This is a genomic window from Nocardioides sp. NPDC092400 (assembly GCF_040684155.1).
GTDB lineage: Bacteria > Actinomycetota > Actinomycetes > Propionibacteriales > Nocardioidaceae > Nocardioides.
Window position 1 is genome coordinate 1 of sequence record NZ_JBFBFJ010000013.1, and the last position, 11,444, is coordinate 11,444.

The window sequence follows — 11,444 nt, forward strand, 5'->3', positions numbered from 1 at the left end:
GCCTCGACCAGCACCTCATGGCCGTGCGCGACCAGCTCGTGCACCCCGATCGGCGTGATCGCGACGCGGTACTCGTGGTTCTTGACTTCCTTCGGGACACCGACCTTCACGGGCGTGGGTTCCTGTCTGCTCCGGGGACGCCGCCACACCGTTGTGGCGACGCCGCGACCCTACCGCTCGGAGGTGTCACACAGGTCACAGTGCGGAGTCGTTCTCGGCCCCGGGGACGAGCCCCTTCGCCTCGGCCAGGAGCACCGCCTGCACGAGCGGACCGTCGCCGACCCGGCCCTCCAGCACCGCGTCGCGCAGCTCGGCGAACGGCACCCAGAACGTCTCCATGTCGGCCTCCTCGTGCTCCAGCACGAAGTCCCCCCGGTCGACCGTGCTCAGGCCGCGGGCGAGGAAGAGGTGCATGACCTCCGCGGAGATCCCCGGCGAGGACCACGTCGTCGCCAGGTGCGTCCAGTCCTCCGCCTCCAGCAGCGCCTCCTCGCGCAGCTCGCGGCGGGCGACGTCGAGCGGCTCCTCCTCGGCCGGGCCGTCCAGCAGCCCCGCGGGGAGCTCGACGAACCGGCGGCCGGCGGCGTGGCGGTACTGCGCCAGGCACAGGACACGGTCGCCGTCGTCGAGAGCCAGCACGATCACCGCGCCGGGGTGCTCCAGCACCAGCCGCCGGAACGGCTCCTCGCCCTCGGCCCCCGCGCGGCGTACCTGGTCGGCGCGGAGCGAGACCACCCAGTCGCCCTCGTAGAGGTAGCTGCTCTCGGTCACCGACCACCGCTCCGGGCGGTCCTCCAGCTCGTGCGTCGACATGCCGGCGACGGTACCCAGCCCCCTCCGGACCGGCGCCCACCAGGTCGCGTCGGCCGCACCGCGGACCGGGAGACCACTCCCCCGGCCGCCGTGGCGGGCCGGCGGGTCAGGCCTCGACCGATGCCTCGGCGGGCGCGTCCACGTCGATCGGGAACCGCAGCTCGCGCTGCCGCTCGATCGCCGCGCCGACCAGGCCCGCGAAGAGCGGGTGGGGGCGCGTCGGGCGCGAGCGCAGCTCGGGGTGGGCCTGGGTGGAGACGTAGAACGGGTGCACCTCACGGGGCAGCTCGACGAACTCCACGAGGTCCAGCTCGGGGTTGGTGCCGGAGAACACGAGCCCGGCGTCCTGCAGCTGCTGGCGGTAGGCGTTGTTGACCTCGTAGCGGTGGCGGTGCCGCTCCTGGATCTCCGTGGCGCCGTAGAGCTCGCGGACGATCGAGCCGTCGGCCAGGCGCGCGGGGTAGAGCCCGAGCCGCATGGTGCCGCCCAGGTCGCCGGCGCCCTCGACGTACTCCTTCTGCTCGGCCATCGTGGCGATGACCGGCTCGGCGGTGCCGGGGTCGAACTCGGTGGAGTCGGCCTTCTCGAGACCGGCGACGTTGCGGGAGTACTCGATCACCATGCACTGCAGACCCAGGCACAGGCCGAGGGTCGGGATCCCGTGCGTGCGGGCGTACGTCAGCGCGCCGACCTTGCCCTCGAGGCCGCGGATGCCGAAGCCGCCGGGGACGCAGATCGCGTCGACGTCGCTGAGGTGCCGCTGCTGACCGGCCAGCGTCTGGCACTCGTCGGAGGGCACCCAGCGCAGGTTGACCTTCGCCTCGTGCGCGAAGCCGCCGGCGCGCAGCGCCTCGGCGACCGAGAGGTAGGCGTCGGGCAGGTCGATGTACTTGCCGACGAGCGCGACCGTGACCTCCTCGCGGGGGTGGTGCACCCGGCGCAGCAGGTCGTCCCACGCCGTCCAGTCGACGTCGCGGAAGGGAAGGTCGAGGCGCCGCACGAGGTAGGCGTCGAGGCCCTCACGGTGCAGGACCTTGGGGATGTCGTAGATCGAGGGGGCGTCGGCGCAGGTGACGACCGCCTCCTCGTCGACGTCGCACATGAGCGCGATCTTCTTCTTGATGCTCTCGGGCAGCTCGCGGTCGGCGCGGCAGACGACGGCGTCCGGCTGGATGCCGACCTGGCGGAGCGCGGCGACCGAGTGCTGGGTCGGCTTGGTCTTCAGCTCGCCCGAGGGCCCGATGTAGGGCACCAGCGAGACGTGGATGAAGAAGCAGTTGTCGCGGCCGACGTCGTGCCGGACCTGCCGGGCGGCCTCCAGGAAGGGCAGCGACTCGATGTCGCCGACCGTGCCGCCCACCTCGGTGATGACCACGTCGACGGCGTCGTCGCCCTCGCCGGCCATGGCGCGGATGCGGTCCTTGATCTCGTTGGTGATGTGCGGGATCACCTGGACGGTGTCACCGAGGTAGTCGCCGCGGCGCTCCTTGGCGATGACGCTGGAGTAGACCTGCCCTGTGGTGACGTTGGCGATCTGGTTGAGGTCGGTGTCGAGGAAGCGTTCGTAGTGACCGATGTCGAGGTCGGTCTCCGCACCGTCGTTGGTCACGAAGACCTCGCCGTGCTGGAACGGGTTCATCGTCCCGGGATCGACGTTGAGGTACGGGTCGAGCTTCTGCATCGTCACGCGCAGTCCGCGCGAGCGGAGCAGCCGACCGAGGCTGGAGGCCGTCAGACCCTTGCCCAGCGAGGAGGCGACGCCTCCGGTCACGAACACGTGCTTGGTGGGCGTCGGGTTCTTCACGGGACTCCATGCTATCCCAGGATCGTCCCGGTCAGCCCAACGGCACGGCGCCGTCTGCTCCCGAGGCCCCGAACGCCCCGCCCTCGCCGGACAAACGCCGCAGGACCGCGAGCACCGCGGTGACCTGTCCCAGCGCCGACTCGACCCCGTCGACGGTCGTGACGACGTCGGCGACCGGCTCCCGGCGCAGCGCGGCGAGCACTCCCCCGGTGCGCGCGGAGTCGGTGTCCCCGACCGTCACGACACCCGCGGAGGTCTCGGCGATCCCGCCCAGCAACCCGTCGAGCACCGCGAGCTCGCCCTCGGTCGCCGCGGTGTCCCCGAGGACCGCGAGCACCACCGGCGCGCGCGAGGCCTCGCCCTCCGGCGACACCACGAGCTCGGCCGCGGCGAGGCTCTGGCGGACGGTCTCGGCCTCGTCGGTGGCCGGGCTGCCCTCGTCGCCGGTGGTGGCCAGGGCCACGCCGACCAGCTGGCCCATCCGCGCGTACGTCGACGCCTCGGCGTCCACGACGCCCGCGCCGAGGTCGGCGGCGAGCTGGCTGCCCAGCGTGTCGACCAGGGCCTTCTCCGACGCCGCGACCAGCGCGGGCTGCACGTCGTAGCGGCCGGTCACCGACCCGCCGGCGAGCTCGACCTGCTCGGTGAGCCCGGCCACGGTGGTGTCGTCGGCGCCGGGCATCGCGAGCAGCGCGACCGGGCGGTCGGCCAGGCCGCCGTCGTAGAGCCGCTCGGCGGCGGACTCGGCGAAGGTGTCGCCGTACCCCGCCGCCAGGCGCGCCTGCTGGGTGACGGTCCGGGCCGGCGCCTGCTGGTCGTCGTCACGGCCGAGCTCGCTGAGCGGCCCGCCGCCCAGGACGACCCCGACGGCGAGCGCGAGGAAGACGGCGACGAGGGAGACGACGTGGTGGCGGTAGGTGATCACGGGAGGAGTCCTTGCAGGGTGTCGGAGAGCTGGTCGGCCCATTCCTGGCCGACGGGGGTCACGCCCACGGCCGCGACGAGGGCGACCAGGCCGGCGAGCATGACCAGGAGCAGGTGGTGGGGGCGCACCCGCCCGGAGTAGAGGTAGGGCACCGCCGTGGCGTCGACCAGCCGGGGCCCGAGCTTGAGGCGGGTGAGGTAGGTGCTGGCGAGGCCTGAGCGCTCGCGGTCCAGGAACTCCTCGAGCGTCGCGTGCATCCCCACGCCGATGACCACCGAGGCGTCGCCGGCGTCGGCGAGCACGAGGGCGGCGTCCTCGGCGGTGGCGTCGGTCTCCATCAGCAGCCCGCGGACCCCGAGCCGGTCCAGCGAGTCGACCGTCTCCTTGCCGTCGGTGCCGCGGCCGGTGCGCACGACGACGTCCCGGGCCGCCTTGAGCGAGCGCGCGGTCGGCACGTCGCTGGGCTCGGCGGCGTCGAGCACGACCACGTCCGCGCGACGACCGGCCTCCCCGACCGTGTCGGCGGAGCGGCCGACGGCGACGATGACCGGCTCCTGCTCGCGCAGGTAGGACCGCAGCCGCCGCAGCTCGGCCTCCACGTCGTGCCCACCGGCCACGACGACCACCGTCCGGCCGGCGATCCGGGTCGCCGGCGCCGGGACGCCGATGCCGTGCAGGAGCAGGTCCTGCTCGCGGTGGAGGAAGGCGGTGCTGCTGTGGGTGAAGGTCTCGAGCTGGGTGGCCAGGCCCTGCCGGGCCCGGGCGAGGTCCTCGGCCAACCGGTCGGCGTCGACGACCCGGCCGGCGGCGAGCACCCGCGTGCCACCGGCGTCGGTCGCGTCGAGCAGCCGGCCCTCGTGCAGCCGCACCGGGGCGCCGTCGGGGATCGCGTCCAGCTCGGCGGCGCCGAGGCCGTCGACCATCGGCACGCCTGCGCGGAGCAGGACGTCGGGGCCGAGGTTCGGGTAGCGACCCGAGACCATCGGCGAGGCGTTCACGACCGCGGCGACGTCGGCGGCCACGAGGCGCTGGGCCGTGGCCCGGTCGAGGGCCGGGTGGTCGAGGACGGCGATGTCGCCGGGCCGCAGCCGCGGGATCAGGGATCGGGTACGGCGGTCGGTGCGGGCCGTCCCGACCACCCCGGGCAGGTCGACGGTCTGCTGTCGGGTGGTGAGTCTCATGGCCCGTCCATGGTCACAGGCGCCGCCTGCCCCTCGCCGGACCGTGCCCGGCCGGGCGCGTCGGCGTGGTGGAGGTCACCCGAGCCGCGTCGACCGGTCCGGCGCGACCTCAGGCGAGGGCGCGGGCGGTGGAGGCGACCTCCAGCAGCTCACGGGCGTGGGCGAGCGCCGTGTCGCTCTCGGTCATTCCGGCGAGCATCCGCGAGAGCTCGCGCTCCCGGGCGGAGTCGTCGAGGACGGTGAGCCCGGAGCTGGTCACCGTGCCGTCGCTGGACTTCTCCACCACGACGTGCCGGTCGGCGAAGGCTGCGACCTGGGGCAGGTGGGTGACGACGAGCACCTGGGCCGAGCGCGCGAGCCGGGCCAGCCGGCGGCCGATCTCGACCGCGGCGGTGCCGCCCACCCCGGCGTCGACCTCGTCGAAGACGAACGTCGGCACGGGGCTCGTGCCGGCCAGGGCCACCTCGAGCGCCAGCATGACGCGGGACAGCTCACCACCGGACGCGCCCTTGTGCAGCGGCCGGGGGTCCGACCCGGTGTTGGCAGCGAGCAGCAGCTCGACCTCGTCCACGCCCGACGAGCCGTAGCGCAGGTGGCGGTCGCCGACCGGCAGCGGCGCGTGCGGGCCGGCGAGCCCACCCGGGTGGGCGGCGGGGTCGAGCACGGTCTGGCGCACCTCGACGCTGATCCTCGCGTGCGGCATCGCCAGCAGCCCGAGCTCGGCGGTGACCTCCTCGGCCAGGCGGCCCGCCGCCTCGGTGCGGGCCTCGCTGAGGGAGGCCGCGAGCGAGCCCAGCTCGGTGCGCTGCGACTCGCGCTCGGTCCGCAGCTGCTCGATCCGCTCGTCGGTGCCGTCCAGCTCGAGCAGCCGCCGCGACGACGTCTCGGCCCAGGCCAGCACCTCGTCGATCGTCTCGCCGTACTTCCGGGTCAGTGCCGTCAGCGTCGCCCGACGCTCCGAGACCGCGGCCAGCCGGGCCGGGTCGGTCTCGATGCGTGTGGCGTACGACGCGACGTCGGCGGCGACGTCGGAGAGCAGGTAGGTGATCTCCGCCAACCGGTCGGCCAGCTCACCGGCCTCGGCGTCGTGCTCGCGCACGCCCTCGAGCGCGGACCGGGCGGCGGAGACGGTCGCGAGCGCGTCCGGGGAGCCCTGCTCGCTGGACAGCGCCTCGCGAGCGACCTCGGAGGCGGTCCGGAGCGTGTCGGAGAAGCCCAGACGGGTCTCCTCCGCGGCGAGGGTCTCGTCCTCGCCGGGCTCGGGCGAGACCTGCTCGACCTCCTCGAGGCCGAAGCGCAGGAGGTCCGCCTCGCGAGCACGGTCCCGGGCACTGGCGACCACCTCGCCGAGCTCTCGCTCGGTCGCCTCGAGCCGGCGGTAGGTCTCGCGGTAGCGCTCGCGCAGCTCGGTGACCACGGCCCCGCCGAACCGGTCCAGCGCCTCGCGCTGGGCCCGGGGCTGCAGCAGGCGGTGCTGGTCGGACTGCCCGTGGACGGCGACCAGCGGCTCGGCGAGCTCGGCGAGCGTCGCGACCGGGACCGACGCCCCGCCGACGAACGCGCGCGAGCGGCCCTCGGCCGCCACGTTGCGGGCGAGCACCACCCGGTCGTCCTCGACCGCTCCCCCGGCCTCGTCGACCGCTGCTGCGAACGACGCCAGCGCACGGGCGTCGACCACGCCCTCGACCCGCGCGGCGCGGGCGCCGGAGCGGACCGCGCCGCTGTCGGCCCGGCCGCCGAGCAGCAGGCCGAGCGCGGTCACGATCATCGTCTTGCCGGCACCGGTCTCGCCGGTGATCACGGTCAGTCCGGGTCCGAGCTCGAGCGTCGAGGAGTCGATGACGCCGAGCGACCCGATGCGGATCTCCTCGAGCACCTCAGACCTCCCGTCGTCGTCGTTCTGCCTGTCCCCGCCAGCCCTCGACCGGCAGGCCGAACTTGGCCACCAGCCGGTCGGTGAACGGCGAGTCGTGCAGCCGCACCAGCCGCACCGGGTGCTCGCCGCGGCGCACCTCGATCCGCGCGCCCGGCGGCAGGTCCACGGTCCGGCGGCCGTCGCACCACAGGACGCCCGCGCCCTCGGTCCGCGCCAGCACCTCGACCGCCAGGACCGAGGTGGGTGCCACGACCAGCGGCCGCGCGAAGAGCGCGTGGGCGCTGATGGGGACCATCAGCAGCGCCTCGACGCCCGGCCACACGACGGGGCCGCCCGCACTGAAGTTGTACGCCGTCGAGCCGGTCGGGGTCGCGCACACCACGCCGTCGCAGCCCCACCGGGACAACGGACGGCCGTCGACCTCGACGACCACCTCGAGCATCCGCTCGCGGGCGGCCTTCTCGACGCTGGCGTCGTTGACCGCGAAGGTGCTGGTGACCAGCTCGCCGTCGCGGAAGACCCGCACGTCGAGGGTCATCCGGTCCTCAGCGACGTACCGCCGCTCGACGACCGCCTCGATCGTGGAGGCCACGTCGTCGACCTCGGCCTCGGCCAGGAACCCCACGTGGCCCAGGTTGACCCCGAGGACCGGCGTCCGGCTGCGGTAGGTGATCTCGGCGGCCCGCAGGATCGTGCCGTCGCCCCCGATGACGACGGCCAGCTCGCAGTCGGCCGCGGCGCCGTCCTCGCCCTCGGCGATCTCGATGCAGGGGTCGTACGCCGTCGGGTCGAGGCCCAGGTCCGCCGCCTCGCCCGCGAGCAGGCGCACCACGATCCCGCTGGCGCTCAGCGCCTTGCAGAACTCGAGCGCCACCTCGCGCGCCTCCTCGCGCCCAGTGTGGGCGAGCATGAGGACGCGCCGGGTCGGCGGCTCGGTCGTGGTCACGGGTCAACCCTCTCACCCGGCACCGACGACGGCGGACCGCCGCGCACGACGCTGTGGACGTCCTCCGCGGTCACCGTGGCCGGGCCGCGGCGCAGCCACAGGAAGAACTCGACGTTGCCCGACGGACCGGGCAACGGGCTGACCGTCACCGCCCGCGCACCCCAGCCGCGCCGCGCCGCCGCGTCGGCGACCGCGAGCACCGCCTCGGCGCGCAGGCCCGGGTCCCGGACCACTCCGCCCTTGCCGACCCGGTCCTTGCCGACCTCGAACTGGGGCTTGACCATCAGCGCCAGGTCGCCGTCCTCGGCCGTCACGCCGAGCAGCGCGTCCAGCACCAGCTCGAGGGAGATGAACGACAGGTCCCCGACGACGAGGTCGACCGGACCGCCGATCAGGTCGACGGTGAGCTCGCGCACGTTGGTGCGGTCGTGCACGACGACGCGCTCGTCCTGCTGCAGCCGCCAGGCGAGCTGGCCGTACCCGACGTCGACGGCCACCACCTGGCCGGCCTCGTGCCGGAGCAGGACGTCGGTGAAGCCGCCGGTCGACGCCCCCGCGTCCAGGCAGCGCCGGCCGGCGACCGCCAGGCCGAGCGGCTCGAACGCCGCGAGGGCACCGGCCAGCTTGTGGCCACCCCGGGAGACGTAGTCGGGGCGGTCGGGGTCGTCCGCGACGACGAGCGCGACGTCGGTGGTCACACCGGTCGCCGCCTTGGTGGCCCGGGCGCCCTGGACGGTGACCCGGCCCGCCGCGATCAGCTCGCTGGCGTGCTCGCGGGAGCGCGCCAGCCCACGGCGGACCAGCTCGGCGTCGAGCCGCAGGCGACGAGGAGGCACGGCGGTCTCAGGCGGGGTCGCCGGCCGGCGGGGCGGCGTCGTCGGCGGGTCCCGGGTCGGCGTCCAGCGCGCGCCGCAGCTCGTCGTGGACGGTCTCGAACACGCCGACGTGCTCCTCGAGCGGGCGCTCCTCGAGCCCCTCGACGGCGGCGATCACCTGGTCCACCCGCTCCACGCCGGTGCGGACGGGCTCGGACGGGCTCGTCCCCTCGGCAGGGAGGTCGGGCTGCTCGCTCATGCGGGCGAGGCTACCTCTCGCCGCCGGTCGCGGGCGGCGTCAGCCCCGAGGCGTCGGGCGGCTCCCCCGTCGTGTCGGCGTGCGCCCAGCCCGCCACCGCCACGGCACGCCACCAGTCACCCGGGGTGCCGTCACCACGCGCCTGCAACCGGCCGTCGACCACCCCCGCGGTCCAGCCGCCCACGACGCACCGGTCCTCGGCAGGCTCCGCGCACGGGTGCGCCTCGAGCAGGCCGGCGAGGTCCGGGGCCAGGTACGTCGGACGCTCCTCGGGCCGCGCGGCGAGCAGCTCGGGCAGGCCGGTCACGCCGGTCAGCACCAGGAGGGAGTCGATCCCCGCAGCACGCGCACCCTCGATGTCGGTGTCGAGCCGGTCGCCCACCATCAACGGTCGCTCGCCACCGACACGACGCACGGTCTCGTCGAGCAGCGGACGCTGCGGCTTGCCGGCCACGACCGGGTCCACCCCGGCGAACCGGCGGACGGTGTCGACCAGCACGCCGTGCCCCGGAGCCGCGCCGTACGCCGTCGGGATGCTCATGTCGGTGTTCGACGCCACCCACCACAGGCCGTCGCGGACCCGGACCGACGCCCGCATGATGTCCCGCCACAGCACGTCCGGGCCGTACCCGGTGACCAGCGCCTCGGCCTCGTCCTCCACGCCGACCGGGACCAGCCCCTCGGCCCGTACCGCCTCCTCCAACCCGGCGGCACCGAGCAGGACCACCGAGGCACCCGCGCGAAGTCGCTCGGCGAGCACGCGTGCAGCGGCCTGCGCCGACGTCACGACGTCCTCCGGGCCCGCGGGCACGTCGAGCCGGGTGAGGTGCTCGGCCACGGTCGCGGGCGTGCGGGACGCGTTGTTGGTGATGAACGCCAGGCGCATGCCAGCAGCACGGGCCTGAGCCAGGTGGTCGGGCGCTCCGGGCACCGCCTCGCCGCCGACGTACACGACACCGTCGAGGTCGAGCATCGCCAGGTCGTGGGCCTCGACCAGGGCGGTCACCGAGCTGCCGAGCACGCTTGCCTCCTCCGGGCGTCGTTGTCGACGCACCCTACGATGCGTCGATGGACTCCAGCGCAGTGGTGACACCGCCCTACGTGGCTGGTCCCCTGGAGCTCCGACCCTTCGCGGCCCTCCGGCTCGCTCCCCGCCGCGTGGGCGACCCGGCGTCGGCGCGCGCCTTCGCCCGTCCGTACGCAGCCGTGCCGGGCCGGCTCGCCCAGTGGCAGGAGCGCGGGCACCTCACCCGGGACCACGAGCCCGCCCTGTACCTCCACGAGTACACCGCCGGCGGCATCACCGTCCGTGGGCTGGTCGGCGCGCTCGACGTCTCGAGGCGGGCCGGGAGGCCCGAGGACCGAGCGGTCCTCCCCCACGAGGGCATTCACCCCACCCAGGCCGACGAGCTGGCCGACCGGATGGAGCAGATGCGGCTCAACCCGGCACCCATCCTGCTCGTGCACCGCGGCAGCTCCGAGCTGCGCGACCTCCTGACGAGGGTGCAGGCCGAACCGGCGGAGTCGGAGTTCACCGACCGCGCGCAGCAGCAGCACCGGGTCTGGGCGGTGCGCGACCCCGAGCGCCTCCGGGCCGTCGCGACGCAGCTCCGCGGCGCGCGGGCGCTCATCGCCGACGGCCACCACCGGTACGGCGCCTACCTCCGCCTCCAGCGACGCTTCCCCGGCACGGCCCACGACCGCGGGCTGGCCATGCTGGTCGACCAGGACGACACCCCCCTGTTCCTGGGCGCGATCCACCGGACCCTGGCCGGGAGCCACTTCGACGACGTCCGCGCAGCCGCCGACGCGGTCGGCGCCCGGTTCCGCGAGCGTGCGCACCTCGCCGCCGTCGACGCCCTCGCACCCGACACCCTGGTGGTGACCGACGGGCGGCGCTGGGCGTCGCTCCAGGTGACCGTCGACCACTCCCGCCTGCCGGTGGAGGTCCTGCACGAGGACCTGGTGCCGGCGCTCCCGCGGGGCCCGCACCGCATCGGCTACCACCACTCGGCCGAGGACGCGCTGGCCCACGCCTCGCCGCAGGCAGGCACCGCCGTGCTGCTGCCCGCCCCGGGGGTGGAGACCGTCCTGCGGATCGTCGCCGCGGACCGGTTGCTGCCTGAGAAGGCGACGTCCTTCCAGCCCAAGCCGAGCCTCGGGGTCCTCATCCGGTCGCTGCCCGACGGATGAGCCGCACCGCCCGAACCTCGACCTCGGTCCGGGAGGCGGCGGCTCCGCCCGCACGGAAGAACCGCCGGCGCAGGCAGCCGGTCACCTCGACGACGTCGCCCACCCGCCAGCCGGCGACGGAACGGCGTGGGCGGGCCGCCCACACCGCGCACTCCAGCGCATCGACGGTCTGCTTCGAGCGGCCGGGGTCCCCCGTGCGCGTCACCGCCAGGCGGAACACCCACACCGCGTCCCCGCTGGGCAGCACCCGCTCGTGCGGAGCGAGCGACACCCGGCCGACCAGCCGCACCTCGTTCACGTGCTCGACGGGGCCCCCGGCAACGCTGACCTTCTCCTTCGTGCGTGCAGACATTGCACATCACCTCCGGGACCAACGCTCGGTGCCAGCGCCGACGTCCCGACGCTCGACCCGCCTCACCTGTGGACGCTCGAGCCCGAGCCGGCTCGGTGGACGACAACTGGCGCCCGCACGGCATGGGCGAGAATCACCTGCAAATGCAGAACAGCGCCATCCCCGGAGGGATGGCGCTGTTCTTCAAGTGTTGTCCGGCGGCGTCCTACTCTCCCACAACCTCGCGGTTGCAGTACCATCGGCGCTGAAAGGCTTAACTTCCGGGTTCGGGATGGGACCG

General features: G+C 74.6%; 11 protein-coding genes, 1 rRNA gene and 1 pseudogene. 1 reads left to right on the forward strand and 12 read right to left on the reverse strand.

Annotated features, from left to right (window positions below; all coding sequences use genetic code 11):
- The 10 genes and pseudogenes from AB0N29_RS20775 to AB0N29_RS20820 form a co-directional block, all read right to left on the reverse strand.
- A pseudogene (locus AB0N29_RS20775) lies at positions 1 to 110 on the reverse strand (alanine dehydrogenase); the annotation flags it as partial.
- An 85-nt stretch (positions 111 to 195) separates the two neighbouring features.
- Positions 196 to 813 (reverse strand): NUDIX hydrolase, encoded by a 618-nt coding sequence (locus tag AB0N29_RS20780; RefSeq protein ID WP_364870155.1) that lies wholly within the window; start codon positions 811 to 813, stop codon positions 196 to 198.
- A 106-nt stretch (positions 814 to 919) separates the two neighbouring features.
- Positions 920 to 2,617, reverse strand: coding sequence for a CTP synthase (locus tag AB0N29_RS20785; RefSeq protein ID WP_364870158.1), 1,698 nt, complete (start codon positions 2,615 to 2,617; stop codon positions 920 to 922).
- 31 nt (positions 2,618 to 2,648) lie between these two features.
- Positions 2,649 to 3,542 carry a copper transporter gene (locus AB0N29_RS20790; protein ID WP_364870161.1) on the reverse strand — a complete coding sequence of 298 codons (894 nt, stop codon included), beginning with the start codon at positions 3,540 to 3,542 and terminating at the stop codon, positions 2,649 to 2,651.
- On the reverse strand, positions 3,539 to 4,723 hold the full coding sequence (gene steA / locus AB0N29_RS20795) for a putative cytokinetic ring protein SteA (RefSeq protein ID WP_364870164.1): 1,185 nt from the start codon (positions 4,721 to 4,723) through the stop codon (positions 3,539 to 3,541). The genes AB0N29_RS20790 and steA overlap by 4 nt, the downstream gene beginning before the upstream one ends.
- 109 nt (positions 4,724 to 4,832) lie before the next feature.
- Positions 4,833 to 6,599 carry a DNA repair protein RecN gene (gene recN, locus AB0N29_RS20800; RefSeq protein WP_364870167.1) on the reverse strand — a complete coding sequence of 589 codons (1,767 nt, stop codon included), beginning with the start codon at positions 6,597 to 6,599 and terminating at the stop codon, positions 4,833 to 4,835.
- A gap of 1 nt (position 6,600) precedes the next feature.
- Positions 6,601 to 7,545 carry an NAD kinase gene (locus AB0N29_RS20805; RefSeq protein WP_302266738.1) on the reverse strand — a complete coding sequence of 315 codons (945 nt, stop codon included), beginning with the start codon at positions 7,543 to 7,545 and terminating at the stop codon, positions 6,601 to 6,603.
- A complete protein-coding gene (locus AB0N29_RS20810; protein WP_302266739.1) occupies positions 7,542 to 8,381 on the reverse strand; it encodes a TlyA family RNA methyltransferase in 840 nt (279 codons plus the stop codon). Before AB0N29_RS20810 ends, AB0N29_RS20805 begins: the two co-directional genes overlap by 4 nt.
- Before the next feature lie 7 nt (positions 8,382 to 8,388).
- A complete protein-coding gene (locus AB0N29_RS20815; protein WP_302266740.1) occupies positions 8,389 to 8,619 on the reverse strand; it encodes a hypothetical protein in 231 nt (76 codons plus the stop codon).
- Between the two features lie 10 nt (positions 8,620 to 8,629).
- Positions 8,630 to 9,640 (reverse strand): HAD-IIA family hydrolase, encoded by a 1,011-nt coding sequence (locus AB0N29_RS20820; protein ID WP_364870173.1) that lies wholly within the window; start codon positions 9,638 to 9,640, stop codon positions 8,630 to 8,632.
- Between the two features lie 47 nt (positions 9,641 to 9,687).
- Here AB0N29_RS20820 and AB0N29_RS20825 point away from each other — a divergent pair, with 47 nt between their 5' ends.
- Complete coding sequence (locus tag AB0N29_RS20825; protein WP_302266742.1) at positions 9,688 to 10,812, forward strand: DUF1015 family protein; 1,125 nt, start codon at positions 9,688 to 9,690, stop codon at positions 10,810 to 10,812.
- On the opposite strand, the gene AB0N29_RS20830 is transcribed toward AB0N29_RS20825, so the two are convergent.
- Positions 10,787 to 11,164 carry a single-stranded DNA-binding protein gene (locus AB0N29_RS20830; RefSeq protein ID WP_364870177.1) on the reverse strand — a complete coding sequence of 126 codons (378 nt, stop codon included), beginning with the start codon at positions 11,162 to 11,164 and terminating at the stop codon, positions 10,787 to 10,789. The two genes, AB0N29_RS20825 and AB0N29_RS20830, sit on opposite strands and share 26 nt — an antisense overlap.
- Positions 11,165 to 11,356: 192 nt before the next feature.
- Positions 11,357 to 11,444, reverse strand: a 5S ribosomal RNA gene (rrf, locus tag AB0N29_RS20835); the annotation flags it as partial.